At 34.7% G+C, this 25,917-nt stretch carries 30 protein-coding genes; 21 read left to right on the top strand and 9 right to left on the bottom strand.

What is annotated here, in order from left to right; genetic code table 11:
- Positions 1–54: 54 nt before the first annotated feature.
- The 3 genes from AC4MC0_RS17770 (at position 55) to nadS (AC4MC0_RS17760) (ending at position 1,150) form a co-directional block, all read left to right on the top strand.
- Positions 55–447, top strand: coding sequence for a hypothetical protein (locus tag AC4MC0_RS17770; protein ID WP_174660668.1), 393 nt, complete (start codon positions 55–57; stop codon positions 445–447).
- 117 nt (positions 448–564) lie between these two features.
- Positions 565–885, top strand: coding sequence for a type II toxin-antitoxin system RelE/ParE family toxin (locus AC4MC0_RS17765; RefSeq protein ID WP_336000628.1), 321 nt, complete (start codon positions 565–567; stop codon positions 883–885).
- Positions 878–1,150 carry a NadS family protein gene (gene nadS / locus AC4MC0_RS17760; RefSeq protein ID WP_000369781.1) on the top strand — a complete coding sequence of 91 codons (273 nt, stop codon included), beginning with the start codon at positions 878–880 and terminating at the stop codon, positions 1,148–1,150. Before AC4MC0_RS17765 ends, nadS (AC4MC0_RS17760) begins: the two co-directional genes overlap by 8 nt.
- A gap of 143 nt (positions 1,151–1,293) precedes the next feature.
- Here nadS (AC4MC0_RS17760) and AC4MC0_RS17755 read toward each other — a convergent pair whose 3' ends face one another.
- Both AC4MC0_RS17755 and AC4MC0_RS17750 read right to left on the bottom strand, forming a co-directional pair.
- Positions 1,294–1,626: a hypothetical protein gene (locus AC4MC0_RS17755; protein ID WP_151707496.1), complete on the bottom strand. Its 333-nt coding sequence runs from the start codon at positions 1,624–1,626 to the stop codon at positions 1,294–1,296.
- A gap of 33 nt (positions 1,627–1,659) precedes the next feature.
- Positions 1,660–2,355 (bottom strand): hypothetical protein, encoded by a 696-nt coding sequence (locus tag AC4MC0_RS17750; RefSeq protein WP_491887521.1) that lies wholly within the window; start codon positions 2,353–2,355, stop codon positions 1,660–1,662.
- A gap of 753 nt (positions 2,356–3,108) precedes the next feature.
- Here AC4MC0_RS17750 and AC4MC0_RS17745 point away from each other — a divergent pair.
- The 4 genes from AC4MC0_RS17745 (at position 3,109) to AC4MC0_RS17730 (ending at position 6,493) form a co-directional block, all read left to right on the top strand.
- The gene (locus AC4MC0_RS17745; RefSeq protein WP_049590605.1) at positions 3,109–4,629 is read left to right on the top strand and encodes a catalase; all 1,521 of its coding nucleotides are present in this window, start codon (positions 3,109–3,111) and stop codon (positions 4,627–4,629) included.
- A gap of 181 nt (positions 4,630–4,810) precedes the next feature.
- Positions 4,811–5,758 (top strand): sensor domain-containing diguanylate cyclase, encoded by a 948-nt coding sequence (locus tag AC4MC0_RS17740; protein WP_336000782.1) that lies wholly within the window; start codon positions 4,811–4,813, stop codon positions 5,756–5,758.
- A gap of 206 nt (positions 5,759–5,964) precedes the next feature.
- Positions 5,965–6,210: a type II toxin-antitoxin system RelB/DinJ family antitoxin gene (locus AC4MC0_RS17735; RefSeq protein WP_000246756.1), complete on the top strand. Its 246-nt coding sequence runs from the start codon at positions 5,965–5,967 to the stop codon at positions 6,208–6,210.
- Positions 6,200–6,493 (top strand): type II toxin-antitoxin system RelE family toxin, encoded by a 294-nt coding sequence (locus AC4MC0_RS17730; protein WP_119686978.1) that lies wholly within the window; start codon positions 6,200–6,202, stop codon positions 6,491–6,493. Before AC4MC0_RS17735 ends, AC4MC0_RS17730 begins: the two co-directional genes overlap by 11 nt.
- 348 nt (positions 6,494–6,841) lie before the next feature.
- Here AC4MC0_RS17730 and AC4MC0_RS17725 read toward each other — a convergent pair whose 3' ends face one another.
- Together AC4MC0_RS17725 and AC4MC0_RS17720 are read right to left on the bottom strand one after the other, a co-directional pair.
- Positions 6,842–7,906, bottom strand: coding sequence for a DNA cytosine methyltransferase (locus AC4MC0_RS17725; RefSeq protein ID WP_491887520.1), 1,065 nt, complete (start codon positions 7,904–7,906; stop codon positions 6,842–6,844).
- A complete protein-coding gene (locus AC4MC0_RS17720) occupies positions 7,903–8,688 on the bottom strand; it encodes a DNA-methyltransferase (protein WP_081313282.1) in 786 nt (261 codons plus the stop codon). The genes AC4MC0_RS17725 and AC4MC0_RS17720 overlap by 4 nt, the downstream gene beginning before the upstream one ends.
- Before the next feature lie 126 nt (positions 8,689–8,814).
- Here AC4MC0_RS17720 and AC4MC0_RS17715 point away from each other — a divergent pair, with 126 nt between their 5' ends.
- The 4 genes from AC4MC0_RS17715 (at position 8,815) to AC4MC0_RS17700 (ending at position 13,538) form a co-directional block, all read left to right on the top strand.
- Positions 8,815–10,593, top strand: coding sequence for an McrB family protein (locus tag AC4MC0_RS17715; RefSeq protein ID WP_336000797.1), 1,779 nt, complete (start codon positions 8,815–8,817; stop codon positions 10,591–10,593).
- Entirely contained in the window at positions 10,590–11,882 is a 1,293-nt protein-coding gene (locus AC4MC0_RS17710) for an LlaJI family restriction endonuclease (RefSeq protein WP_336000800.1), read from the top strand. Before AC4MC0_RS17715 ends, AC4MC0_RS17710 begins: the two co-directional genes overlap by 4 nt.
- A gap of 594 nt (positions 11,883–12,476) precedes the next feature.
- Positions 12,477–13,172, top strand: coding sequence for a hypothetical protein (locus AC4MC0_RS17705; RefSeq protein ID WP_491887521.1), 696 nt, complete (start codon positions 12,477–12,479; stop codon positions 13,170–13,172).
- Positions 13,173–13,205: 33 nt separating this feature from the next.
- Positions 13,206–13,538 (top strand): hypothetical protein, encoded by a 333-nt coding sequence (locus AC4MC0_RS17700; protein WP_151707496.1) that lies wholly within the window; start codon positions 13,206–13,208, stop codon positions 13,536–13,538.
- Between the two features lie 143 nt (positions 13,539–13,681).
- Here the strand turns inward: AC4MC0_RS17700 and nadS (AC4MC0_RS17695) are convergent, their stop codons facing one another.
- The 5 genes from nadS (AC4MC0_RS17695) to AC4MC0_RS17675 all read right to left on the bottom strand — a co-directional run bounded on the left by nadS (AC4MC0_RS17695) (position 13,682) and on the right by AC4MC0_RS17675 (position 15,976).
- Positions 13,682–13,954, bottom strand: a complete 273-nt coding sequence (gene nadS, locus AC4MC0_RS17695) for a NadS family protein (protein ID WP_000369781.1) — start codon at positions 13,952–13,954, stop codon at positions 13,682–13,684.
- Positions 13,947–14,267 (bottom strand): type II toxin-antitoxin system RelE/ParE family toxin, encoded by a 321-nt coding sequence (locus AC4MC0_RS17690; protein WP_336000628.1) that lies wholly within the window; start codon positions 14,265–14,267, stop codon positions 13,947–13,949. The genes nadS (AC4MC0_RS17695) and AC4MC0_RS17690 overlap by 8 nt, the downstream gene beginning before the upstream one ends.
- A 117-nt stretch (positions 14,268–14,384) precedes the next feature.
- Entirely contained in the window at positions 14,385–14,777 is a 393-nt protein-coding gene (locus tag AC4MC0_RS17685) for a hypothetical protein (RefSeq protein ID WP_174660668.1), read from the bottom strand.
- 260 nt (positions 14,778–15,037) lie between these two features.
- Complete coding sequence (locus tag AC4MC0_RS17680) at positions 15,038–15,334, bottom strand: hypothetical protein (protein ID WP_058870619.1); 297 nt, start codon at positions 15,332–15,334, stop codon at positions 15,038–15,040.
- Complete coding sequence (locus AC4MC0_RS17675; RefSeq protein WP_058870618.1) at positions 15,335–15,976, bottom strand: AAA family ATPase; 642 nt, start codon at positions 15,974–15,976, stop codon at positions 15,335–15,337.
- A gap of 344 nt (positions 15,977–16,320) precedes the next feature.
- Here AC4MC0_RS17675 and AC4MC0_RS17670 point away from each other — a divergent pair, with 344 nt between their 5' ends.
- From AC4MC0_RS17670 to AC4MC0_RS17625, 10 genes are all read left to right on the top strand, one after another.
- Positions 16,321–16,443 (top strand): hypothetical protein, encoded by a 123-nt coding sequence (locus tag AC4MC0_RS17670; protein ID WP_257224053.1) that lies wholly within the window; start codon positions 16,321–16,323, stop codon positions 16,441–16,443.
- A gap of 912 nt (positions 16,444–17,355) precedes the next feature.
- Positions 17,356–17,523 carry a hypothetical protein gene (locus AC4MC0_RS17665; RefSeq protein ID WP_302758324.1) on the top strand — a complete coding sequence of 56 codons (168 nt, stop codon included), beginning with the start codon at positions 17,356–17,358 and terminating at the stop codon, positions 17,521–17,523.
- A complete protein-coding gene (locus AC4MC0_RS17660) occupies positions 17,520–17,927 on the top strand; it encodes a hypothetical protein (RefSeq protein ID WP_336000640.1) in 408 nt (135 codons plus the stop codon). Before AC4MC0_RS17665 ends, AC4MC0_RS17660 begins: the two co-directional genes overlap by 4 nt.
- A gap of 9 nt (positions 17,928–17,936) precedes the next feature.
- The gene (locus AC4MC0_RS17655; RefSeq protein WP_336000638.1) at positions 17,937–18,896 is read left to right on the top strand and encodes a type IV secretion system protein; all 960 of its coding nucleotides are present in this window, start codon (positions 17,937–17,939) and stop codon (positions 18,894–18,896) included.
- Positions 18,897–18,920: 24 nt separating this feature from the next.
- Positions 18,921–19,046, top strand: a complete 126-nt coding sequence (locus AC4MC0_RS17650; RefSeq protein WP_336000635.1) for a hypothetical protein — start codon at positions 18,921–18,923, stop codon at positions 19,044–19,046.
- 414 nt (positions 19,047–19,460) lie between these two features.
- The gene (locus tag AC4MC0_RS17645; RefSeq protein ID WP_336000633.1) at positions 19,461–22,340 is read left to right on the top strand and encodes an AAA family ATPase; all 2,880 of its coding nucleotides are present in this window, start codon (positions 19,461–19,463) and stop codon (positions 22,338–22,340) included.
- Between the two features lie 1,237 nt (positions 22,341–23,577).
- Complete coding sequence (locus tag AC4MC0_RS17640; RefSeq protein ID WP_004637138.1) at positions 23,578–23,793, top strand: cold-shock protein; 216 nt, start codon at positions 23,578–23,580, stop codon at positions 23,791–23,793.
- Positions 23,794–23,891: 98 nt separating this feature from the next.
- Positions 23,892–24,119: a hypothetical protein gene (locus AC4MC0_RS17635; protein ID WP_004637137.1), complete on the top strand. Its 228-nt coding sequence runs from the start codon at positions 23,892–23,894 to the stop codon at positions 24,117–24,119.
- A 69-nt stretch (positions 24,120–24,188) separates the two neighbouring features.
- Complete coding sequence (locus tag AC4MC0_RS17630) at positions 24,189–24,386, top strand: hypothetical protein (RefSeq protein WP_004637135.1); 198 nt, start codon at positions 24,189–24,191, stop codon at positions 24,384–24,386.
- 296 nt (positions 24,387–24,682) lie between these two features.
- Positions 24,683–25,801 (top strand): Fic family protein, encoded by a 1,119-nt coding sequence (locus tag AC4MC0_RS17625; protein WP_111861357.1) that lies wholly within the window; start codon positions 24,683–24,685, stop codon positions 25,799–25,801.
- Positions 25,802–25,917: the final 116 nt, after the last annotated feature.

Genomic DNA, 25,917 nt, shown 5'->3' with positions numbered 1-25,917 from the left:
TTTCGTATAAGGTGTATTATGTTAATTTTAGGAAAATTAAAGGATTCTTAGATCATGATAGTCCATATTATAAGAGAAGCTTGTTGTTCCCAAGATGATCAATTAGGCCCTTTAGAAATACAATTAGAATTTGATGAAAATGTAACATTAGAACAAGTAATAAAGGAAATCTGCACAGTAAAATTTCTTCAATATAGTTCTTCACATAACCATATGATAGGAACAGCAGATGATCAAAAAATAGTAGAAATACTATTACCTCAAGAAGAAATAATTTTTCATATTCAGAAAGATAATTTAGTTAAAAATTTAATGGCTGAAAGCGGATTCAGCTTCTCTTTTATAAATAGTATTTTCGACATTAAAGATAAAACAATGACTGAAAATAAACCTAACAAATGTCTAGAAGAAAGAAGCCTTTTACAAAATCTTATTTTTTGGAAATAAGTTATATATTGAATCAATTAACATAATGGTTGTTATGCGAAACGAGAGCTACCAGCTCTCGTTTTTTGTTATGGAAACTGCTAAAATTCAAATACGCCATTGACGTATAAAGAGTCCATGTTATTTATTGAAACCAGCATCTTTACCAAGCAAATTAAAGACCTTGCATCTGATGAGGAATATCGTCAACTTCAGCAAGATCTTTTGGTACAGCCTGATAGAGGTGACCTAATCAAGAATGGCGGTGGTATTCGCAAAGTACGTTGTGCTCAAGGTAACAAAGGGAAAAGTGGTGGGATACGGGTGATTTATTATTGGGTCACCGAGGATGATCAGATCTTTTTCTTAGTGGCTTATCCAAAATCAGTAAAAGATAATTTAACAGATAAGGAAACCGCCATTCTGCGCCAACTCGTGAAGGAGCAATTTCATGGATAACAACTTATTTGATGACTTGGTTGCTTCAATCAAAGAAGCTGGAGCTATCAAACGTAAAGAAGTTAAAGCAAGCCGAGTTACAGAACTCGAATTGCCTGATATTAAAGAAGTACGTGAAAAAACTGGCTTGAGCCAAAATGAATTTGCTGCACGTCTACATATTAGCCCCCGTACCCTGCAAAATTGGGAACAGGGACGACGCTATCCAACTGGACCAGCAGCTACATTGATTCGAATTTTAGATGCTCACCCAAGCCTTATTTGAAAAAATTACTTAAAAAATGGGAGCTTAAGGCTCCCATTTTTAGTCTGTAATACGTACTATGTTAATAGTAGAAATATTTAATATGAAAAGCTCAAAATATTATTAAAATGGCTATATCTTAACTATATAAATAATTCCTATTTTTAATACCCTCTGAATAATGAATCAATAGCACGTCGCTGTTCTTCAGCATCCTTATGCTCCTCTAAAGCCAACCTCTTTCTCATGTGCTCAAGTGAGCTTTTAGTACTATCATCTACAAAACGTTGTGCGGCAGAACGACTTTTTAATGATAATGCTAAAATAGCTAATGCTCTTGATGTACCACCTTCATGTTGCCCTATATAATCAACTAACCTTTCTGCTGGAAGGCTTTGAAACTTTCGCCATGCCTCATATTGTTGCTCTTTCATTTTTTCCTGCATAGCTTGACCTGCACCTTTTGCAAGACTAGAAACACTATTCCAAAACCCCATTTTCACTCTCCTAGAACGTATGAACTTATAAAATTAAGAATTTATAGACTCTGTTTGCATTTTTCTAAAAAACTCTTCTTTATATCTTTTCTGAATTTCACTTGATGCATATTTAGCAAATGCAAAATTAATACCCCCACCCAAGATACCACCAACAACAGGAATAAATTTTGCCGCTTGTTTAGTTGTCATTTTGGGTACTAATTTTGATGCAACGACCATGATGAGTTTAAGTACTGGATTTGATTTTGCTCCAGATTTTCCTGCAATTTGAGCAGCCCTATTCATCATAGCTTGCACACCTGCAACAGCAGCTTTATCAAATCCCAATGAAAATAAATAAATTTCTCTGGCTAGTTCTGCATCATGTGGATTATTCGGATCAAAGCCATTCAAATATGCAACTCTTTGATTCAACCTATACAATTGCGCTGCCATATTTACAATATCAACGCCACCAATGGTTACCATTGTTGCTACACCACCAATTCCCGAAGCTAGTCCGGTTACTGCACTATTTCTTGCTGCATAGTTACCATAAGAGCTAGAAATATCTTCAATTCGTCGATAATTTTTACAAATAATCTCTGTTGTAAAGTCTTCTATTTTTGCAATAGGTAACCCTTTAGACTTTGCATCTTTAACAATATCACTAGGATCTACTGAAATAACTTCAGAAATTTTATTTAAGAATTTTGTAGGTAATTGAGTAGTACTATCGAAATCCATATTTTTTTAAGGCTTATTAAATTAATTATCAATATCATAAATTAAACATTATGTTTTTTATCAAGTTATAAAAAATATTTATCCATAATTTGACACTAACTTTTAAAGGTTTTCTATTCTATTTAACATAATAGAGCTTATACGAAACGTATTTTTAATATTACTTTAAGATCAGTATCTTATCGTTATTCATACCCTCTGGAACGTTCTCGTTCAACCGACTTGGAAACAAGTCGGTTTCTTTTTAAGCAAAACTGTAACTTTTAGCCAATAAAGTTGATCAAAAAACATTCGTTTTTGCATTTTTTCCTGATTTCTCAAGGGTCACAGTTCAGAAATAATCCCCAATTTCTGCGGACAACTCTTGGGATAAAATAGGCCAACTTTGTAAGCTAAAACTTACACAGATTTAATGTTTTTGCGGATTAGTAATCCAAAGCATTAGCCCTATGATGAATACATAAGGGAACTGGATGTTTCTAGAAAACAAGAATAAGAAAATAGCGCAAGGAATGGGCAGCACGAGATCAGTAAGACTAGCAACCCGATATGAAAAAGCCCGACAGGATGTCGGGCTTTTTTATGTCTTGAATCTGGATTTCGTGTAAGAGATTTTATGTTAAATCAGTTGGCTATAAATTTTCAAAAATATCCTTAGTTTAATATTTTAATAAGCAAGTAAAGGGTAAGATAGGATTGAAAATCTTAAATTTCTGTAGGAAATTTAAATTAAAAGAAACGGGAGTTAATAGTATGAGTCAAGACCCTAAAAAATGTCCTGTTACCCACCTGACTACTGAAGCTGGTGCCCCTGTGGTCGACAATCAGAACAGTATGACGGCAGGTGCGCGTGGACCTTTACTTGCCCAGGATTTATGGCTGAATGAAAAACTGGCCAACTTTGTCCGTGAAGTGATTCCAGAGCGTCGTATGCATGCCAAAGGTTCAGGTGCTTTCGGTACCTTTACCGTGACCAATGATATTACCCAATATAGCCGCGCTAAAATTTTCTCTGAAGTCGGCAAAAAAACCGAAATGTTTGCGCGTTTCTCAACGGTGGCGGGTGAACGTGGTGCGGCCGATGCAGAACGTGATATTCGCGGTTTTGCCCTGAAATTCTATACTGAAGAAGGCAACTGGGATCTAGTTGGCAACAATACTCCGGTATTTTTCCTACGGGATGCCCGCAAGTTCCCTGACCTGAATAAAGCAGTCAAACGTGACCCGAAAACCAACAAGCGCAGTGCCACCAATAACTGGGATTTCTGGACATTATTGCCTGAAGCCTTGCATCAGGTGACCATTGTCATGTCGGATCGCGGTATTCCTGCTGGCTACCGTCATATGCATGGTTTTGGCAGCCATACCTTCAGTTTTATCAATGCCCAAAATGAACGCTTCTGGGTGAAATTCCATATGCGTACCCAGCAAGGCATCCAGAACCTGACCGATGCTGAAGCAGCAGACTTGATTGCCAAAGACCGTGAAAGCAGCCAGACCGACCTGTTTGATGCCATCGAACGTGGCGACTATCCAAAATGGAAAATGTACGTTCAAGTCATGCCAGAACTGGAAGCCGAAACAGTGCCTTATCATCCATTTGACCTGACCAAAGTCTGGCCGAAGGGCGATTATCCACTGATTGAAGTCGGTGAATTTGAGCTGAACCGCAATCCGGAAAACTATTTCCAGGATGTAGAACAGGCAGCCTTTGCACCTAGTAATCTTGTACCGGGCATCAGCTACTCACCGGACCGTATGTTACAGGCACGTTTAGTGAACTATGCCGACGCAGCGCGTTACCGTGTTGGTGTAAATCATTCACAGGTTCCGGTCAATGCTGCACGCTGCCCTGTAAACTCTAATCGTCGTGATGGTCAGGGCCGCATGGATGGCAACTATGGTTCATTGCCACATTATGAACCGAACAGTTTTAACCAGTGGCAGGAACAACCTCAGTTTAAAGAACCAGCATTAAAGATTACCGGTGATGCTGATTTCTGGGACTTCCGTGAAGATGACAATGATTACTTCAGCCAGCCACGTGCCCTGTTCAATTTGATGAATGATGAGCAGAAACAGGCCCTGTTTAATAACACGGCCGCAGCGATGGGTGATGCGCTAGATTTCATCAAATACCGTCATATCCGCAACTGTTATGCTTGCGATCCAGCTTATGGGCAAGGCGTTGCTAAGGCCTTAGGTATGACTGTAGCAGATGCTCAAGCGGCACGTGAAACAGATCCTGCTAAAGGTTTGCCAAGTTTTCTTTAATGTGGAAATTTGATTTAGATAGTTAATAAAAAAGCCCGACAGGATGTCGGGCTTTTTTATTCTCTATTTTTTAGATTAAGCTTGTAAGTGTATATACAATGAGAATTAAAGTTTCTATTGGTCCTATTAAATAGCATTTTGCCACTTCTAGGTTCAATCCTAATCAAAATAGTGAGTAATTATGATCCCTTCTTATGAAAACTTTAAAGATTTTAAAGATGCTGGTGAAAAAATTTTAGAGTATTTACATAATCACTTAGGCTTTGCTTTATGGATGATTACTCGTACTGAAAGTAATGATTGGATAGTTTTGCAAGCTAAAGATCATGGATATGGAGTACAGGCAGGACAGGTCTTCAATTGGGCTGACTCATACTGCTCTAAGATGGTATTAGATAAAGGGCCACGCATAGCACCTGATTCGAAAAAGATTCCACTGTATGTAGAAGCAGGCATCAACAAACTGGTCGATATAAACGCCTATATTGGGCAACCTTTATTCAATGAGGATGGTTCTATTTTCGGCACATTATGTGCTATTGATCCATCAGTACAGCCTCAAAGCATAGAACAACATAGTGATCTATTAGAGCTATTAAGTTTATTACTTAGTCGAATTTTACAAAATGAACTTAAAATTAATGAACAAAAAAGAGTTAGTGAAAAGCTTGAAATGGATTCATTAACCGATCATTTAACGGGTGTTTTTAATCGTCGTGCTTGGGATACATTTTTGGATTTAGAGGAAGATCGATGTAAAACGTACGGACATCCAACCACAGTGATTATGATAGATTTAAATGACTTAAAAGCTATAAACGATAAATCTGGTCATTCGGCTGGAGACCAGATGATCCAAAAAACGGCCCAAATCTTAAAGAAAAATGTACGCTCCAATGATTTAGTCGCGCGTTTAGGAGGAGATGAGTTTGGCATTCTAAATATTGAAACGACTTTAGAAAATACTCAGAAATTGGTGAATCGGCTTTTAAAGTCCTTACAAAATGCTGGAATTAATGCTGCTCTTGGTGTTGCGGCACGTGAACCAAGTAAAAATTTACGAATGGCAGTAATTGAAGCAGATGAAAAAATGTATCAGCATAAACGTCAAATTAAAGTCATCATTTGATGATTCCATAGAACAGGATGTTTGAGGATCTAAAACAATAATCGTAAGTCAGACACTTGGATTGTGAAGCTAGACAGGAGTCTTGCTTGAGCAGTAAGCTCATTTGAAGTTTTTCTAAAATTAACATAATGGTTGTTATACGAAGTCGACTTGTAATGCAATTTGCATTACAGTACTCTTAGCACATTAAATAACTGGGAGATATGATGGCTACTGTTAACTTCAGGGTCGATGAAGCCCTTAAAGAAAAATCCTATTCCATCCTTAAAGAACAAGGTATTGCACCTACAGATTTCTTTACTAGTATTCTTGAATATGTTGCTACGACTGGGAAACTACCTGTCAAAAAAGCTCTGCTTTCAGAAGAAGATGAAGAATTATTAGCTCTTGTCCGTAAGCGCATTAATGACCCTAAAGAGATGTTTGAGGAAGTCACATTAGATGACTTATAAGCTTTTACGTCACAAAGACTTTAAAGCAGAATGGGAAAAACTCCCTGTTGCTATACGAGATCAATTTAAGAAGAAACTAGCCAAAGTCATAGAGCAGCCACATATTCCAAAGAATATGCTTAGAGGGGATCTTGCAGGTTGCTATAAAATTAAATTATTAAAAGCTGGTGTCAGACTTGTCTATCAAGTTAAAGATGATCAGGTAGTTATCTTGCTCATCACAGTCGGGAAACGAGCTGATAGCATAGTTTATGACGAAGCTAAAAAGCGCATTAAAGACTAAAAATGGGAGCTTATAGCTCCCATTTTTGCATTCGTATAAGAGATTTTATGTTAAATATAGATAATAAAAAGTATGACTATCTTTTATCAAAACAATTTTAAATCCCAGTAAGCCCACTATCGTGAACTTACTGAGGCAATCTTTTCGCTAACGTAGCTTAAAAAAATCACTAACCACTGAGGGAACAGTTCGTTAATTTGTAAAAGAAAGTATGACTGAAATTTTATGAATTAGCAAAAGGGCTTTGTTGCACAAAGCTATTCTTAAGGGCTTCTTCAGCAATATAATTTTCAAATGAAGAAGCCTACACACAAAATCTACCGCACAACCAATTGGCCCGCATATAAATTATCCTTCTAAATATTTTTTTAGCTGTACAGCTACTGAATAGGCTAATAAAGGGGGAACTGCATTACCAACTTGAAGCATTTGATTAGACTTCGGACCGGAAAAAATAAAATTATCAGGAAATGATTGAATCCTTGCAGCTTCTCGTACTGTTAAGCAGCGATCCTGCTTGGGTAAAGTAAATTGACCTGATGATGGTGTATCAAATCTAGTGGTAATTGTTCTAGCTATACCGTCACTTCTTAATCGAGTCCATGTTCCACTATAGATCGATTTTGTAAGATGCTCTTTAGGTAAACTTTCTTTGCCACCACCTTCATGTGGAATCATCTTGAGTCTTTGAAGTACTACTGGAGAATGGTTTGTAGCTTGATGATTTCTAATATTAGAGGATCTTGCTCGTAAATAAGATTGGTATTCAGTTTGAGTATCAGTTATATATTCATATTTTTCTTCACCTTCTCCAGCTGAGAGTATAGGTAAATCAGAAAAAATCTCATGTAATTGTGGTGGGGTTTTACGTTCCAATTCAGAGAAGTCAAAAACTTGATTATCCTTCACACCTACAATAAATGCTCTTTTCCTTTGCTGTGGTACACCAAAATCAGAAGCATCTAAAATTTGTGCATTAATGGTATATCCCATTTTTTCACAATCGTCTTTAATCAAATTTAAAAAATAACTATCGCTTGTAGTTAGGATGTTAGGAACATTTTCGATTACAAAAGCTTTTGGCTGAACAAATTCAACAACATCTAAAAAATACTTAAATAGATAGTTTCTTTCATCATCTAAACTGAGACGCTTTCCCTTTTGAGAAAAACCTTGGCATGGTGGTCCACCAAAAATGACATCAACTTTTCCTACCATATCCTCAAAAACTTCATGAATTTTTAAGTTAGTAACATCTTCGTTTAAAACTTTTGAATGTGGAAAGTTTATTTGATATGTCTTTGCAATATTTGGCTCTTTTTCTATGGCTAATAGGCTTTTAAATCCAGCCATTTCAAATCCGTATGACATACCGCCAACACCAGAAAATAAATCAATTGTTTTCAAAATCATACATCCTTAACTCGATTACAAGCTGAGTCAAAATATTCAGAATTTAATTCGGTGCCAAAGAAACGTCGCCCACATTTTTTAGATACAACAGCTGTTGTTCCACTTCCCATGAATGGATCAATGATCAAATCATTTGGGTTTGATAAAACTTCTACGAAATGTTGGATAAGTTTTTCGGGCTTCTGAGTTGGATGCTTTCCAAATTTCTTTTCAGATTTTGGTGTAAGGCCAGTTTCAATAAAATCGTGTAATAATTTGCCATTATTGTTAAAAGTCCCAGAAGGGCCTTTTTTTATTAAGTAAACCCAAGCTTCTGTTGAATTAACAAAGGTTAAGTTCATATTTCTAGGCATTGGATTTGTTTTATGCCAGATACCTGTAGTCTTGTAATAGAAACCAGCCTTTTGCGCAATTTCTATGATGCTTTCAACTTTAATGATAGACATAAAGATAATAACAGCCCCATTTGGAGCTAGTTTTGAATAAGTTAATTGAAGAAAATCTAGCATTTGAACATACCAATCTTCATACGCTAAATCATCCCATCCACTAGCTACAAAATGATTTTCTCTTAATCGAAATACTCCTGTATTCCTGCCCTTCATGAAATTTCCTAAATTGTAGGGCGGATCTGTCAGGCACAAATGAACGGATTCATCCTTAAGCAACTTTAGCCCTGCCAAGCAGTCTAGGTTAAGGAGTACAGAAGAGGAATCTCTATATTGCTGTTCATCTAAGCTAACATCATGATTTAGATAGTGTTCATTTAAGGGGGAATTCATCAGACAGCAAAATATTCAATTTAATTGTTGTATGATACCAACATTATAGAATCTTGTACTTTCTTGGCGTCCTTAATTGACGCTTTGTACAGCTAAGAAATGAAATACAATTGTAAGGAATGATTTGTGATTGAAAGCGTATCCCCAAGATTAGGAATAAAATCTTCTCTTCCAGATCATTTACAAGCATTTGTTACTGCTTATCTTATATGGAAGACAAATGATAAACCCGCTGTTATCGAATACTCTGAAGAGTTTACAGATTCTGATGGTCTGAAAAAAATAAAGTTTAAAGACACTATTCTGACTGCATTAGGGAGATTTTTAAGTACGAATCCCCAGTATGATTCCCAAGTGTTTGATAATAGTCCTCTATTAGCTGCACAAATTGAACACTTACAGGTAGGATTGCTTAACTGCTATAAAGTAGCATATACAACTCATTTAGATACCAATCTTTCGAACTCATGTGAAAGAACTGGTGGTAATAGGTATGACAAGAAATTAGAATATACTTCTTTCATCGATTTATTTGATTGTTTTGTCGAACATTCCTTAAATGAATATTTAGATTTATTCATTTTAATTTTAAATAAAGACAACTTTTTTTCTCATCAATTTTTTAAACAATTTTCAGGATTTATTAGTTTTCTTGTCGAACAGACGAAATATAAATTAGCAGATGATACAGAAAGAGATCGGCTATATAAAAAGTTTGATGGAACTATAGATTTTTTTAAAAATGGTCCTTCTAGAATTTTAAAACCTTTTACGAATAATGGTTTATATGATTTATATCCTAATTCAACACCTTTGACATCTATAGAATTACAAAACAAAAAAAGCCGTATTGATAATTTATTTAATATTTTTAGTGTTAATTATGATGATGAAAGCCGTAGTGACGATGAAGAGACGGATACTGAACCAACCCCAACTTCAAGCGAAATTAAAGGCTACAACAAAATTATTTATGGTGCTCCTGGAGCAGGAAAAAGCGCATCGATTAAAAAATTTATAGAAAAAAATACACCAGCTGAGTTACTAGATAAAAACTATATTCGAACCGTATTTCATCCTGAAACGCAATATTCAGATTTTATTGGCTGCTTAAAACCGCATAAAGATTCTAGTGACAGAATCACTTATAGTTTCCGAAAAGGTCCTTTCATTCAAATACTAGAAAAAGCATTGCTGGATTCTGAAAATGAATATTTTTTAATTATTGAGGAACTTAATAGAGCAAATACTGCTGCTGTATTTGGAGAAATTTTTCAGCTCCTAGATCGAGATAATGAAGGAAAAAGTGAATATCCGATTCTGATACAAGATGAAGATTTGTATGAGTCTTTAACAATAGAATTAGGCTCAGAGCATCAGCTTATTAAAAAACGTCAACTAATCATCCCTAATAATCTCTCAATTATTGCAACGATGAATAGTAGTGATCAGGCAGTTTTTCCATTAGATACAGCATTTAAAAGACGTTGGATTTTTGAATACTTGCCAATAGATTTCGAGAATTGTGCAATAGGGGACGTGCCAATTTATCATGTAGATTTACCAAATGTACAATGGAAAACATTAGCGCAGACGATTAATAAAATTTTGGGTGACCTAAAGATTGTAGAAGATAAATTTATTGGTCCGTGGTTTATTAAAGATAGTGATTTAATTGAAGGGAAAGCTGAGCAGACTTTTATTGGAAAAGTTTGTTCATATTTATGGGATGATGTTCTTAAATATAAGAATAAGAAAGAAATTTTTACAATCGATAGTGGATATGGTGAGCTCTACCAAATGTATTCTGAGAAAAAACCAATATTTTCAGAAAAGTTTATGGAGGCGTTAAAAACAATGCAAAATTTAGATACAGATACATCAGATAAGTTAAAAACAGAATGATGAAATATGAATTCTTTGAAGATAAACAATTTGTCACTTCAAAAGAAGGTAAGTACTTTATTGATTTAAAAGAAATTCCTAATTATGTAATCAATAAATTAGATTTACTTGGCGGTATTGATGTCGTTAATCAGGGACAAAAAATTTCATTTTGTGGGGTCATTATCTCTAAAGATTGTACATACTGTTTTGCTCCTGCTAGATCTGACTCTAAAAAAATTGAATCTATAGGAAATCTAATTAAGGTAATTCATGCTTATAAAAACTCTATTGATTCTAGTCTGTTAGCATTTAATGAGGATGAAAAAGGTAAGGTTATTGAAGAAATTTCCTTAACAGACATTTTTGAAATTATAGATCTATATTTCAGTGTGGGGATCTTACGATCTAAAACACATACTTATAGCGAAAAGGGACGAACGAATTGGTCTAAAACAGTGAATAGAGAGTTTCCTGTCTTTACGAATGATAATGTCCCAATCTACTTTTACCTTCATAAATATCCTGTTTCCATTTACCAAGATGATTTAATTTCTAGTATTCACTGTGAAATTATATTAGAGATTTTGCAAAATTTTCATTGGCTAGATGAAAGATTTAACTTTGTGTCTCAAGATCAGTTAAGTGAAAAAAAATTACTCAGTGAATTGGATGTTGAAGAAAAAATTTCTCTGCTAAATCAAAGGCTATATTCAACCTTTGTTTCTTTGGAAATTAGAACTCTGCAATTATTGATTAGATATTTAGAGAAGATTCACGAAAGTGGATCTAATAATATTGTGATTGGAATTCGGAAATTTCATTACGTTTGGGAGTTCTTACTTAGAAATATTTTTCATAATGTTGATCTTAAAATTAATTCTTTATTACCTATACCACAGTATAAGTTTGCTGATGCGTCAAAGCCTACTCAAAACTCATCTCAAAAGGGTATGCGCTTAGATGTATTCATTAAGAGTGAAAATTCTTGTTGGGTCATAGATAGCAAATACTATACAGCTACAGGTGCACATGATGCTCCTGGATGGTCTGATCTAGTTAAGCAGTTTTTCTATGTTAAGGCTGTTAAATTGATTTACCCTGAGCTCAAATCGATTAAAAATATTTTCATTTTTCCAGGGATAACCAATCCACTATCGATTATTAAAATGGTTTATCGTGAAGAATCTGAAAAGTTAGAAAAATTAACAGAAGATTTTCACCCAATCGAATGTTTATATCTAGATCCAAATGATGTAATGGAAAAGTATCTAAAATCTGAGAAGGTTTACATCACAGATTACATCTAATATTTAGTTAATAAAAAAGCCCGACATCCTGTCGGGCTTTTTCATATCGGGTTGCTAGTCTTACTGATCTCGTGCTGCCCATTCCTTGCGCTATTTTCTTATTCTTGTTTTCTAGAAACATCCAGTTCCCTTATGTATTCATCATAGGGCTAATGCTTTGGATTACTAATCCGCAAAAACATTAAATCTGTGTAAGTTTTAGCTTACAAAGTTGGCCTATTTTATCCCAAGAGTTGTCCGCAGAAATTGGGGATTATTTCTGAACTGTGACCCTTGAGAAATCAGGAAAAAATGCAAAAACGAATGTTTTTTGATCAACTTTATTGGCTAAAAGTTACAGTTTTGCTTAAAAAGAAACCGACTTGTTTCCAAGTCGGTTGAACGAGAACGTTCCAGAGGGTATGAATAACGATAAGATACTGATCTTAAAGTAATATTAAAAATACGTTTCGTATAAGCTCTATTATGTTAAATAGAATAGAAAACCTTTAAAAGTTAGTGTCAAATTATGGATAAATATTTTTTATAACTTGATAAAAAACATAATGTTTAATTTATGATATTGATAATTAATTTAATAAGCCTTAAAAAAATATGGATTTCGATAGTACTACTCAATTACCTACAAAATTCTTAAATAAAATTTCTGAAGTTATTTCAGTAGATCCTAGTGATATTGTTAAAGATGCAAAGTCTAAAGGGTTACCTATTGCAAAAATAGAAGACTTTACAACAGAGATTATTTGTAAAAATTATCGACGAATTGAAGATATTTCTAGCTCTTATGGTAACTATGCAGCAAGAAATAGTGCAGTAACCGGACTAGCTTCGGGAATTGGTGGTGTAGCAACAATGGTAACCATTGGTGGCGTTGATATTGTAAATATGGCAGCGCAATTGTATAGGTTGAATCAAAGAGTTGCATATTTGAATGGCTTTGATCCGAATAATCCACATGATGCAGAACTAGCCAGAGAAATTTATTTATTTTCATTGGGATTTGATAAAGCTGCTGTTGCAGGTGTGCAAGCTATGATGAATAGGGCTGCTCAAATTGCAGGAAAATCTGGAGCAAAATCAAATCCAGTACTTAAACTCATCATGGTCGTTGCATCAAAATTAGTACCCAAAATGACAACTAAACAAGCGGCAAAATTTATTCCTGTTGTTGGTGGTATCTTGGGTGGGGGTATTAATTTTGCATTTGCTAAATATGCATCAAGTGAAATTCAGAAAAGATATAAAGAAGAGTTTTTTAGAAAAATGCAAACAGAGTCTATAAATTCTTAATTTTATAAGTTCATACGTTCTAGGAGAGTGAAAATGGGGTTTTGGAATAGTGTTTCTAGTCTTGCAAAAGGTGCAGGTCAAGCTATGCAGGAAAAAATGAAAGAGCAACAATATGAGGCATGGCGAAAGTTTCAAAGCCTTCCAGCAGAAAGGTTAGTTGATTATATAGGGCAACATGAAGGTGGTACATCAAGAGCATTAGCTATTTTAGCATTATCATTAAAAAGTCGTTCTGCCGCACAACGTTTTGTAGATGATAGTACTAAAAGCTCACTTGAGCACATGAGAAAGAGGTTGGCTTTAGAGGAGCATAAGGATGCTGAAGAACAGCGACGTGCTATTGATTCATTATTCAGAGGGTATTAAAAATAGGAATTATTTATATAGTTAAGATATAGCCATTTTAATAATATTTTGAGCTTTTCATATTAAATATTTCTACTATTAACATAGTACGTATTACAGACTAAAAATGGGAGCCTTAAGCTCCCATTTTTTAAGTAATTTTTTCAAATAAGGCTTGGGTGAGCATCTAAAATTCGAATCAATGTAGCTGCTGGTCCAGTTGGATAGCGTCGTCCCTGTTCCCAATTTTGCAGGGTACGGGGGCTAATATGTAGACGTGCAGCAAATTCATTTTGGCTCAAGCCAGTTTTTTCACGTACTTCTTTAATATCAGGCAATTCGAGTTCTGTAACTCGGCTTGCTTTAACTTCTTTACGTTTGATAGCTCCAGCTTCTTTGATTGAAGCAACCAAGTCATCAAATAAGTTGTTATCCATGAAATTGCTCCTTCACGAGTTGGCGCAGAATGGCGGTTTCCTTATCTGTTAAATTATCTTTTACTGATTTTGGATAAGCCACTAAGAAAAAGATCTGATCATCCTCGGTGACCCAATAATAAATCACCCGTATCCCACCACTTTTCCCTTTGTTACCTTGAGCACAACGTACTTTGCGAATACCACCGCCATTCTTGATTAGGTCACCTCTATCAGGCTGTACCAAAAGATCTTGCTGAAGTTGACGATATTCCTCATCAGATGCAAGGTCTTTAATTTGCTTGGTAAAGATGCTGGTTTCAATAAATAACATGGACTCTTTATACGTCAATGGCGTATTTGAATTTTAGCAGTTTCCATAACAAAAAACGAGAGCTGGTAGCTCTCGTTTCGCATAACAACCATTATGTTAATTGATTCAATATATAACTTATTTCCAAAAAATAAGATTTTGTAAAAGGCTTCTTTCTTCTAGACATTTGTTAGGTTTATTTTCAGTCATTGTTTTATCTTTAATGTCGAAAATACTATTTATAAAAGAGAAGCTGAATCCGCTTTCAGCCATTAAATTTTTAACTAAATTATCTTTCTGAATATGAAAAATTATTTCTTCTTGAGGTAATAGTATTTCTACTATTTTTTGATCATCTGCTGTTCCTATCATATGGTTATGTGAAGAACTATATTGAAGAAATTTTACTGTGCAGATTTCCTTTATTACTTGTTCTAATGTTACATTTTCATCAAATTCTAATTGTATTTCTAAAGGGCCTAATTGATCATCTTGGGAACAACAAGCTTCTCTTATAATATGGACTATCATGATCTAAGAATCCTTTAATTTTCCTAAAATTAACATAATACACCTTATACGAAATTCAATCATAAAATTGAATTAAATCAATCTGTTGTGATCCACTAAAAAGCCCAGTTTGTTCAAACTGGGCTTTTTAGTGGATCATTCACGCAATACGCTTATTTATTCAGCAATTTTAGATTTGTTTCATTAGATAGCATAAACAATCTAATTCATTATTATATGCAAACTTACATATATTACTTAACTTACGTAAGTTATGTTTCTTATTTAACTTCACTTAATACGGCTTGTTGTAGGTCTTCTTTCGATAGCTTCTGTAATTGATGTAAAGCTGCTTTTAAAATGACAGAGCGATTTGCTTTGGCTACTCTTGCATCTATCAATAGATCATCAATTTCTTTGCTAACTTCTTCTGTTAGTGAAAATGTAAATCGACGATATACTTGTTGTGAACACTCTAAATTTTTTATACGCTTAGTAGACCCGCTAATGAAATCCTCAATTTTTTGGTCTGTAGATTTAGATTCCTGAGCTGATTTTGTTAAACCTTTAAGTGCCATTTAAAGTTCTCCTAAAAACTCTAAAGCAAGTTGCTCTATTTCAATGATTGCCTTTTTATCGGTATCAACTTCAAATACAGAAAGTCCATTTTCATCGGCATCGTCATATACGTTCCGATTGGTTGTAAATTGATTCAAAGGCGATAAACCAAAAGACTCGCATGCATCTTTTGCATCAAGAATTCGCTGTACTTGGCTAGGTAATGTTGGACATTGAGTAATAACGGCTCTAGTAATTAAGTTTGGGTTAACTGCTTTAGCTAATTTAATAAGTTGTTCAACATGAACTAATGTCTTTAGGTCACGACGTTTAGGTCGAAATGGTAAGAGCATGTGTGTTGCAATAGTCATTGCCGAGCGTAGAGCTTCGGAGTCTTGACCGCCAGCATCAATAATAATGTCTTGATAACGTCGAGACAGATCGTCTAAAACCTGTCGAATATTACCTGCAGCCTGAACTGATGGAATATTTTTTAATTCAGAGTTTTCATCTCTTTCTTTAACCCAATCAGTAGTAGTTCCTTGAGGGTCAGCATCTAAAAGTAAAATATCTCGCTTTTTCTGCTGAAGGTAAACAGCTAGGTTTTGAGCAAGACAGCTTTTACCAGAACCCCCTTTTTCACCGCCAACTAAGATAATCATGTTTTTATGTAACTTACGTAACTTATTTAATTCAAGAGTATCCGTAAATATGAAATGGATCAATAGGTTTATGTTAAGTAAGTTACGTAAGTTGTTTAAGTTATGCAGAAGTTACTAATATTTAAGGAAAAAAAATTTTTAATTTTTTTTCTTAGCCATTTTTATAAGATTTTAGGTCTCTATGGAAGGTGTTTTTTGAAATTAACAGGTGGCAAAAAAATTAGTTATTAGATGATTTATAAGAAGTTATAGATGAAGGAATCCACATATATTGTTTTGTGAGTACCAATCAATATATGTATGTTTTTTAGAAGTTTTTTCCTTATAAAAAATAAAAGCCCTCCTTGACATACATCAAGGAGGGCTTTAAATTCGTCGGTACGCAGTTATTTGATGGTGGAACATCAAGTAACGAAGATCAGCAGAGCTACCAACTCGTGCAGATTTCACCAATGGCTTGTACCTGAACTCTATTTTCACAGGAAAATGATATTAGTTCAAGCCCCTAAATGATAAGTCTTCGTTAGTTAAGTTTTTTTTTCATCAAATCAGCTTTAAAAAGCAAGTTTTGCCGACTTCTGCGTGTCCGTGTTTTACGGCTGGCATGTGGTGTGGGTGGAAGGAATTAAGCGACGCTAGCGCACCACAGCGATTGTTTTATATGGATAAAGCAAGAGTTGCTACTAGGGGAAATCGACAAAGCAACAGCGTGATGAGTAGCTGAATACTTAGCTTAAATCGTAAATTGGGGAAACCCTTGCGGAGATAGTTGGGTTCAGTTGGTTTGAGAACGTGTCGATGCGGTGTGTGAATCGTAATCTCAGCCTATAAGGGAAAGCACAATTACCCTTTGCAGATACGACCGATGCGTGGCTCCGTCAGCCCGAAATGGTGTATGGCAATACTTTAAGAGCAAGCAAACTTTTTTGCAGGCTCTTAGGGTGAGTATTGCCGAAACTCACTCAACGTTCACCATCAGCCCAAAGGGCTTGCCCGACGGCTGAGGGTGCGGGGAGTGAGTGAGCGCATTTAATAACTTTAAGCTCGAAATCTTAATTTAATATAGTCGTAATTCTGCATGATTCAGCGTATTTACCACTTTTTTCAATTTTATGTGCCTTTTCTTATTAAAGTAAAAAAATAGCTTAAAACGCAAATTAGGAGCATTTAAAGGCATAGATATTTCTGATGCCTTTTTTTCTGCGTAGCTCATGCGTTGCATGGCTGTACTCGAAAAAAACTCATCTCATAAAATAATACCTAAACTGAATTGTACTCACAAAACAATTGATTTTAAAGGATATTTTTCAAAATTAATACAAAAAATGATCATGTTCAAAACTAGAATAAAGCTGTGATTGATTCAGTTTAGGAATGTTATGAAGAAAGATGGCAATACAAAGCAATTAACTGTTTTGGTTGATATTGATGAATTAAAAGAATTTCAGAGTGCTTGTAGAACTCAAGATATGAACTCAAGCCAAGTTGTAAGAGCGTTTATTCGTGATTACATCAAAAAATATGGAAAACAAGAGAGTAAAAAATGAATAAATTAATCAAAATTTTATGCCTATCTACTGTGCCAGTTGTACTTTTAGCCTGCTCTAAACCTGATATTTCAGGTGTATGGATTCCTGAAAAGGTTAGCTCAAGTGATACATTCTATTCTTATTATGAAATTAGATCGTTAGATTCTAATCGGTATAGTCTTACTGCATTTAAGTACAAGATACGCAATCCAATAGCAGATATTATGCCGATGGATTTGCCTAAGCTGATAGGTACGGAAGAAGGGAAGAAATTAGAGTTCACTAAAGATAATACGTACTGTGTTGAAGGGTCTTTAAACACAGAATGTTTTGTTTTTAGTGATGGGAAATTAGATATTTATAACGGTAGCCGTTTAGTTAAATCAAAAACTAACCCGCCTTTAATTCCAGTGAATAAATAGGGGGGAGCTATGAAAAAAATTATCTATGCTTTCTTGCTTCTGTTTAGCTTTTTAACCATCAATTCTGCTTATGCGGTAGAGAGTTATACAAACTCTCAGGATTTAGGAAGTGGAACTGGTGGCGTGACAACTAATCCCGATGGTTCAATTCTGATTCCTTCTAGTGGTTCACAAAACAATCAGAATGGTAATGCTGTTTCTAAAGAAGTCAGTCAAGTTACCGAGCAAGGTATGAACTTGCTCGGGCAATTAATTGATGAGATTCAAAGTAATGTTGAAAAAAACTTAAAATCTAGCCTGCAAGCTTACTATCAAAAAATTACAGCGCCAATTATACCTGTTTTTGCGGGATTCATTATTATTTGGATCTCATTCCAAGCCATTAAAATGATGCTTGGTATAGCTGTAGAAATTCAGGGCGTGATCGCTACTTTCGTCATTATGCTTTTGATTTGGTCAATCGTATTTTCATGGGATGCTTTCTATCCGTATGTAGCTGAAGTATTTCTTGATGACATACCAAATTTGATTAGTGAAATGACTGGAACTGATGCTAATTCAACATTAAAAACTTTTGTAAAAATAGTTTTTGATGTTATTTCAACCTCAATGGCGAGTGTTGATACAGGAATTACTAATGTTGTATCAGGATTGTTTTTTGTTTTGATGTACCTTTGTTTACTGTTTTTAGCCGTTATTTTATGTGGAATCTTCTTTTTAATTTGGATTCTTTGCAAAATGATTATTGGAGTTCTAATTACAGTGGCACCAATTTTTATAGCATGTGCTTTGTTTCCAGCAACCCGAAAATATGCAACTAATTGGCTCAATGCGGTTCTTGTTCCAAATGTAATTGTTTTACTCATGGTTATAACTTGTGATCTATTTTTAACTGGTGTGATCAATGCATATCAAGATACTGTTGGAGAAAGTGGCGGAGGGAGTTTTATTGTCGCTTTTGTTCTGTAAATTACCCTCGTCATTGTTATTGGTATGTTTCTACTTATTCCTAAAATTGCAATTTCTTTAGTGGGGCAAGGTTTTGAAGCTTCTAGTTCAGGAGCGCAAGGGATTATGAATAGTGGAAAAGCAGGTTTGAAAAAACTGTTTTCAAAATAATCATAGAAAACTAAAAAAAGCCGAATGATTTAAGTCATTCGGCTTTTTTCGAATTGTGAAAATATTAGTACAGAGCTAAGTGTTAACGAAGCGAACTGAAGAAATAGAAAAATCCATCCCTCTCTGATTACCTTTAAATTTCAAGCGAAGCCGTCAAAATCTGTGATTTTGTCGAGCTGACCGCAGAAGTTTAAATTTTTCTAACGATGATTACTTATATAAAAGGCTTATTTTGAATATTTTTTTTAAACTAAGTTTATAAAAATCAAATGGATATATTTATAAAAATTAAGTTACTAAAATCCAGTATAGAAAGCTGATTTGTGGGTTTATCATTTACGAATAGCAATGAGTAATGCACGCTTTCTCGTTTCTCTTTGAGAAACAAAAAAGCAGACCATCAAAAAAGGCAAAATGGCAACTTATCATCTATCTGTTAAGGCGGGAAAAAATGCAAGGTCTTCGGGAAGCCGAGGGGCAAGCCATTACGCCTATATCAATCGTGATGGGAAGTATAAAAGAGCCGATATTGAAAAGATTGAATCAGGTAATTTGCCGACTTGGGCGAAAGATGCAAAACACTTTTGGAAGTCGGCAGATAAAAATGAGCGCATGAATGGGCGTGTCTATACTGAATTAGAAATTTCATTGCCTAGAGAATTAACACAGGAACAGCGAGAAGAATTAGTTAGCCAATTTGTAGAAAAAACTTTAGGTAAAAATTTTACGTATTCCTATGCAATTCATAACCCTTTAGCCCGAGATGGTGAACAAAATCCGCATGTCCACTTGATGTTTAGTGAGAGAAAATTAGACGGTATTGATCGGGATGAAGCACAACATTTCAAACGCTACAATTCTAAAAATCCTGAATTGGGCGGAGCAGGTAAAGACCGATATTTTAATGCTCGAAATTTTGTTTCTGAGGTTCGTGTAAGTTGGGCGAATACCGCAAATGATTATATGGAAAGCATTGGTTTAGATTCACGCATAGACCATAGAAGCTATCAAAAAATTGGTACAGAAATTCAAAGTCAAAATTTCAGAGCCGATTATATTAGCCATGATAAATATTTAATTAGTGAGAATATCAACGAAATTAGACGGCAGAATGGTGAAACCATTATTGAAAAACCAAGTGAGGTTTTAAAAGTCCTTACTTCTACTCAATCATTTTTTACTATCCGCGAACTTGATAGATTCTTAGAAGCGCATACGGATGGACAGGAACAATATTTAAAAGCACGTGAAGCAGTTTTAACATGCCCTGAAATGGCGGTTTTATATGGCAAAGATAGTGTCGTTTTATCTTCTAATGAGTTGGTCGGAATAGAACAATCTATTTCAGCCCTTATTTTCAATGCGAACCAAGACAGCCGTGTACAAAAGCCAAGAACTTTAATTGATAAATTGCCATTAAACGCTGTACGTGTTGCTGAAACTAGGACGTTTAACAGTGAGCAAGAAAAGGCATTTTATACACTTACTTCTACAGACCGAATCAGTCTTTTGAATGGTTCTGCGGGAACTGGTAAATCATACGTTTTAAGTGCTGTATCTGAAGCCTATAAAGAATCAGATTATCAAGTTCATGGAATTGCATTACAGGCGATTACAGCTAAAGCAATTGCGACAGATTGCGATATTCCAAGCAGTACGATTGCTTCATTTTTGGCAAAATATGAAAGCGGTAATTTAGAGGTTAATAACAAGACTGTTTTAATCTTAGATGAAGCCGGTATGGTCGGTTCAAGAGATATGCAGAAACTTCTGATGATCGTTGAAAGACATCATGCACAAATAAAATTAGTCGGGGATAGCTACCAACTTAATGCCGTTATGGCAGGTTCTGCATTTAATCATATTCAGCAAAACTTAGACCATAAAAATACGGCTTCACTTGAGAATATTCAGCGTCAGCGCTCTAGTGAAATGAAAGAAGCATCACAGCATCTTTCCAAGCACAACGTAGATCAGGCATTAGAAATCTATAAAGCCCTAGATAGAGTAAACGAATATGAATCTCATGAATTTGCTTTAGTCAAAACGATTCAATCGTGGTCCCTAGACCAGGGCGAGAGTAAATTAATGCTTGCTCACTCAAATCGTGATGTGAACGAGCTAAATGCTATGGCTCGATCTATCTTGATTAAAGACGGTAAGCTTTCTGCAGAAAGTCATAAGGTCAGCACCTATAAAGGCGAAATTGATCTAGCGCTAGGCGATAAGATTGTATTTAAAAAGAATGATAAGCACCTGAATGTTTCAAATGGTGAAACAGCTAAGGTTATTGGCTTTGAGCTAGATCAACAGCAAAATATTAAAAGCATGATGGTTGAATCAGATCAGGGCGGGAAAGTATCAAAAATTGATGTAGACAGCTATCAGCACTTTAAACATGGCTATGCCAATACGATTCATTCATCACAAGGTATGACGGTTGAAAACGCCTATATTCTTGCCAGTGAGAATATGAATGCTAATTTAACCTATGTGGCACTAACACGGCACAAGGGCAATGTAGAGCTAAATTACAGTGCTACTGCATTCAATCAAGATGAAAAAATGTGGGTCAGAAATTCTGAAGGGAAGTATCAAGAAAAAGAACTCACACCGTTTGATAACTTGAAACGTACTTTAGGACGTACCGAAGTTAAGAGTTTTACAACAGATTATTCAGTGGTACAGGCAAAAGACGAACTCATAAAGAACTATCTTCGTGATCATAGAAGTAGCCTTGATGATCAGCGGGAATTGTATAACTTGAATAGCACATTTAAGGCAATTACTACGCCTGACAAGCATTTCAGCGAAAAAGAAATCATTGAAGAAGTGCGAAATAGCCTAAGATCAAAAGCTTTATTGGGAGATGAAATCGTAAGGTTTAACGGTCAAATGAACATTGCCAAAGGTGAACAGCTCCAGTTAGATCAGGAACTCACTTTAAAGACCGGATTTTTTAAGAAAGAACATTTTGATAAAGATACACCGCTTCAGGTGATTGATGCATACAAAGTCAAAGATAAGGCAGTGATGAAAGTAAGAATTAAGGCTGAAGAATATGAAGTACCCTTTGAAAAGCTAAATATTCGCTATTCAGATAAGTATTTAACCGAATATAAAAAAGATACTTCAGCACGCTTTGATAGTCGTCATAAAGCAGAAATGGTGAGTAAGTTCAATCAACAATTGCAACAGCAGAAGCAAAGCCAGCCATCCCAGAATCTAAATGCACCAAACAGTGAGATCAAGCATTCTCCAAGTATCAAAAATAATCATAAAATGAAGTTTTAAGGTGATATGGCTCGTTTAGTCTCTTGGTCATACTCCAAACCATACCTATTAAAAAAACATATTCTATGGATTTTTAGATCTATAAGATGCCCCTCATAGACGATGGAATGTTTAAATCCATTGGCACGAGATGCATGTTCATTACAAATTAAGCATTTATGGATCTTTAGTCTTTCTTTAAATCGTTTTTTCAATGTCCGTTCGTTCGCCAAAGGCGAAATTAAGAACAATGTACTGAAAAGGTTGTCAGCACATCGAATATGCATTAAATAGCCTTTAAAAGAACGGCAAGTATGAACTTTGGTATTTACGTCTTTTTTGCATTCTAGGCAGGGTTTGACTACAGGCCGTCTAGTATTTTTTTCATAAAAAAAAGCATATAAAATAATCAAATATTTAAAGCTTTATTCTTATTTTTTTTTAAGTAAATTCCAATATAACAATAGGTTTTAGCAACCCTATTGTTATGGCAATCCCCCCAAAAAATAAAAGATTTCTATTTTGGAGTTACAATTTTGACTTCGCATAAGAGATTTTATGTGAAATAAATAAGTAAAAGCCCCGAATCACAGGCTTTTTGTAGAGTGTATTATCTTAATTTTAGAAAAATTTTAAATTTAAAATCCGAATAATTAGCCTATTTCTAATCTGCTGTAACCACGTTCTTTGAAAATCAAACAGCGTTGTCTAATTGTGAGCCTGAATACTTACCTAAGGAAATATCTGGGTAAGATAAGGGAGAGTGTGGAATCGTTAGCTTTTTAAACTGATTTTCTCAAATATTCGGCTTTTGTCTTATATCTAAATTTTTTACCTATCGATAAAATAATTGTATTCATAACCTGCTAAGGATAGTGGGTAATAAGCGTTTAAGGACTAAGTATCAATTAGAGCCAAAATAGCTAATTTACATTGGAAAGTAAGTGATTAAGAGAAAACTAACAGCGCTTAATAAGCCTTATAGTTCCGAGAGAGACTATAAGGCTTTTTTATGAAATATAATTTTCTTTTATCAAAAAAATAAATATAACTATTAAAAAAACTTGATTATTTTTCTTTTTACTGTATATTTAACTCAACTAGAAAAAAAGTCTCGTTTCGGTAAATCTTCCTTAAGTATCGCAGTTTTAGTCATAATCCTTCGTTTTTAGATTTTAAGTTCCATTCTTTATTATTTTCCAAGTTATAATCGGTCAATATAATGACTAAAAATTATTAAAAATCAGTAGGATATATTATGTCAAACTCAAATGTTGTTAAAGGTACTGTTAAGTGGTTCAACGAAACTAAAGGTTTTGGTTTCATTCAACAAGAATCAGGTCCAGACGTTTTTGCTCATTTCAGCGAAATCGCAAGTTCAGGTTTCAAAACCTTAATGGAAGGCCAGCAAGTTGAATTCAGTGTAGCTCAAGGTCAAAAAGGACCGAATGCTGTAAATATTGTTGCTATCTAAGTAATAATAGACAGTAATAAAAAGCACTCATGAGTGCTTTTTTTATACTTCAAAATTTGTTTTAAAAATTAAAATTTTTCTAAAAAATAGGATGTAATTTGTTGAAATTAAGTAATTTAATTGCAAAATCTAAAAATGGTACTGAAATTATTGTTTCATTAATTCCTCTTCATAAAATGCAAAATACACGTCAAGGTTCAAAAAAAATCGAAGTAGGTAAAAGAGTCCTTCTTTCATCTGGAATCGAGGTTGATTTAAATTTGGATGGCCGTACATTTTACACTTCTTTAAATCAGCTATTTAAATTAAGTCATAAAGTTGCTTAGAGCCAACATCAACAAGTATTAAGAATTGGGGTAGATTTCTGCCACTATAATTTTATTAAGGGGATATATATGTTTAAACAGACTCTCAACGTAAAAGACCAGTTTGGGGTTAAACAAGCTATTCAAGCAACAGTAGATCATCATTTTGCCGATACGCAATCTCACTCAAATATAAGACATATCACCGTTGATGGAGAAGATATTCGACCTAGTTTTGAAATGTTTTTTCAAAGTACTGTAAGTGGAAAAATTTTTAAAATTTTATAGATAGTATTTTAAAACCAATACGATACGCATTGTAAGAAACGAGAGCTAATAGCTCTCAGGTCATCCCCCTAAAAATAATTGAGTTTAAAAGTAGAAAATACAAATATTCTCAAATGATCTCTATTTTTTGGAAAAACATATCAAGTTTGTTTATAAAAAAGCCGATATATTTCTGTTATTCACCAATTAAAATGTCCTATAAAAAATGAGCTGATTAATTATCATATTCGGCTCTTGTTATGAGCCGAATAAGTGCTATATTCAACTCATCTGAAATTTTAGATGAGCGATTGAAAATGCAGAAATGGATTTGGCAAGCAGAAAACTGGACAAATTTTACATGGCTAGATTCAGTTATCTTACCTAAAACCAGACAGATACATCAAAAAATAGGGATTATTCTGGGGCAAAGTCAGCATGATTTAGCAAAAGAGCAATTCACCCTAGATACTCTGCTTGCCAATCTTGTTGCTTCATCTGCGATTGAAAACGAAACGATCAATGTTTTTTCACTACGATCATCTCTAGCTCAACGCTTAGGTGTCACACTTGAACAGCCTTATCCAAGCTCAGATCGATCAGAAGGTTTAGCCAATATCATGCTAGATGCGCTTAACGATGTTAAGCAACCATTGACTGTTAATCGTCTCATGCAGTGGCATCGTTGGCTTTTCAATGACCCAGATTGGACAATGCACCGTTTACGCATTGGTCAACTTAGGGGGGCAGAGCCTATGCAGGTCGTTTCAGGTCGATTGGACTATCCTAAAGTGCATTTTGAAGCACCGCCAAGACAAGGCTTAGAAGAACGCTTAAATGCCTTCATAGATTGGTTTAATCAAAGTCTAAATGATTCATTGCTTGATCCTCTGTTACGTGCAGGCATTACCCATTTATGGTTTGTTACCCTACATCCTTTTGATGATGGTAATGGACGTATTACACGTACACTTACAGACCTTTCTTTAGCTCAAATGGATGAACAGAGCATTCGTTTATATGCTATGTCTACTGCGATATTGAATAAACGTAAAAGTTACTATGAGATATTAGAACAAACTCAAAAAAATGATTCTGATATCACCGATTGGCTAGTTTGGTTTTTAGATACATTGAATGATAGCCTTGAAAAAACCTTAGTACAGATCAATCGGACATTATTTAAAAGCCAGTTTTGGCATAAATATTCAAATTTAGCCCTGAGTGAAGAACAGCGCAAAGTCCTCAATCGTTTATTAGACGGTGGGGAAAATGGCTTTGAACATGGTATTAGCGCGTCACAATATCAAAAAGTTGCTAAAACAAGTAAGGCGACAGCTACTCGTCATTTATCTGACTTACTTGAGAAAGGTTGTATCGTCAAATTGGAAGGTGGGGGACGTAATACACGCTATCAGATCAATACTCAGTTATAGAAATTTAAGCCATAAAAAAGCCCGACAGGATGTCGGGCTTTTTTATGTCTTGAATCTGGATTTCGTGTAAGAGATTTTATGTTAAGCAGATGATCAAAAGGCCCGTGAATAGGGCC

Source organism: Acinetobacter sp. CAU_H_S139_7, assembly GCF_058599305.1.
The sequence above is the reverse complement of the archived record's forward strand: the minus strand, read 5'-3'. Positions and strand labels throughout refer to the sequence as shown.

Bases quoted from the DNA above. Each gene is read 5' to 3' on its own strand.
- AC4MC0_RS17665 (WP_302758324.1), top strand. From the start codon at position 17,356: ATGAAGAAAGATGGCAATACAAAGCAATTAACTGTTTTGGTTGATATT.
- AC4MC0_RS17750 (WP_491887521.1), bottom strand. From the start codon at position 2,355: ATGGATTTCGATAGTACTACTCAATTACCTACAAAATTCTTAAATAAA.
- AC4MC0_RS17685 (WP_174660668.1), bottom strand. From the start codon at position 14,777: ATGATAGTCCATATTATAAGAGAAGCTTGTTGTTCCCAAGATGATCAA.
- AC4MC0_RS17645 (WP_336000633.1), top strand. From the start codon at position 19,461: ATGGCAACTTATCATCTATCTGTTAAGGCGGGAAAAAATGCAAGGTCT.
- AC4MC0_RS17770 (WP_174660668.1), top strand. From the start codon at position 55: ATGATAGTCCATATTATAAGAGAAGCTTGTTGTTCCCAAGATGATCAA.
- AC4MC0_RS17660 (WP_336000640.1), top strand. From the start codon at position 17,520: ATGAATAAATTAATCAAAATTTTATGCCTATCTACTGTGCCAGTTGTA.
- nadS (WP_000369781.1), top strand. From the start codon at position 878: ATGGATAACAACTTATTTGATGACTTGGTTGCTTCAATCAAAGAAGCT.
- AC4MC0_RS17755 (WP_151707496.1), bottom strand. From the start codon at position 1,626: ATGGGGTTTTGGAATAGTGTTTCTAGTCTTGCAAAAGGTGCAGGTCAA.
- AC4MC0_RS17765 (WP_336000628.1), top strand. From the start codon at position 565: ATGTTATTTATTGAAACCAGCATCTTTACCAAGCAAATTAAAGACCTT.
- AC4MC0_RS17650 (WP_336000635.1), top strand. From the start codon at position 18,921: ATGTTTCTACTTATTCCTAAAATTGCAATTTCTTTAGTGGGGCAAGGT.
- AC4MC0_RS17680 (WP_058870619.1), bottom strand. From the start codon at position 15,334: ATGGCACTTAAAGGTTTAACAAAATCAGCTCAGGAATCTAAATCTACA.
- AC4MC0_RS17710 (WP_336000800.1), top strand. From the start codon at position 10,590: ATGATGAAATATGAATTCTTTGAAGATAAACAATTTGTCACTTCAAAA.
- AC4MC0_RS17745 (WP_049590605.1), top strand. From the start codon at position 3,109: ATGAGTCAAGACCCTAAAAAATGTCCTGTTACCCACCTGACTACTGAA.
- AC4MC0_RS17720 (WP_081313282.1), bottom strand. From the start codon at position 8,688: ATGAATTCCCCCTTAAATGAACACTATCTAAATCATGATGTTAGCTTA.
- AC4MC0_RS17705 (WP_491887521.1), top strand. From the start codon at position 12,477: ATGGATTTCGATAGTACTACTCAATTACCTACAAAATTCTTAAATAAA.
- AC4MC0_RS17730 (WP_119686978.1), top strand. From the start codon at position 6,200: ATGACTTATAAGCTTTTACGTCACAAAGACTTTAAAGCAGAATGGGAA.
- AC4MC0_RS17700 (WP_151707496.1), top strand. From the start codon at position 13,206: ATGGGGTTTTGGAATAGTGTTTCTAGTCTTGCAAAAGGTGCAGGTCAA.
- AC4MC0_RS17630 (WP_004637135.1), top strand. From the start codon at position 24,189: ATGTTTAAACAGACTCTCAACGTAAAAGACCAGTTTGGGGTTAAACAA.
- AC4MC0_RS17735 (WP_000246756.1), top strand. From the start codon at position 5,965: ATGGCTACTGTTAACTTCAGGGTCGATGAAGCCCTTAAAGAAAAATCC.
- AC4MC0_RS17725 (WP_491887520.1), bottom strand. From the start codon at position 7,906: ATGATTTTGAAAACAATTGATTTATTTTCTGGTGTTGGCGGTATGTCA.
- AC4MC0_RS17690 (WP_336000628.1), bottom strand. From the start codon at position 14,267: ATGTTATTTATTGAAACCAGCATCTTTACCAAGCAAATTAAAGACCTT.
- AC4MC0_RS17640 (WP_004637138.1), top strand. From the start codon at position 23,578: ATGTCAAACTCAAATGTTGTTAAAGGTACTGTTAAGTGGTTCAACGAA.
- nadS (WP_000369781.1), bottom strand. From the start codon at position 13,954: ATGGATAACAACTTATTTGATGACTTGGTTGCTTCAATCAAAGAAGCT.
- AC4MC0_RS17655 (WP_336000638.1), top strand. From the start codon at position 17,937: ATGAAAAAAATTATCTATGCTTTCTTGCTTCTGTTTAGCTTTTTAACC.
- AC4MC0_RS17625 (WP_111861357.1), top strand. From the start codon at position 24,683: ATGCAGAAATGGATTTGGCAAGCAGAAAACTGGACAAATTTTACATGG.
- AC4MC0_RS17740 (WP_336000782.1), top strand. From the start codon at position 4,811: ATGATCCCTTCTTATGAAAACTTTAAAGATTTTAAAGATGCTGGTGAA.
- AC4MC0_RS17675 (WP_058870618.1), bottom strand. From the start codon at position 15,976: ATGATTATCTTAGTTGGCGGTGAAAAAGGGGGTTCTGGTAAAAGCTGT.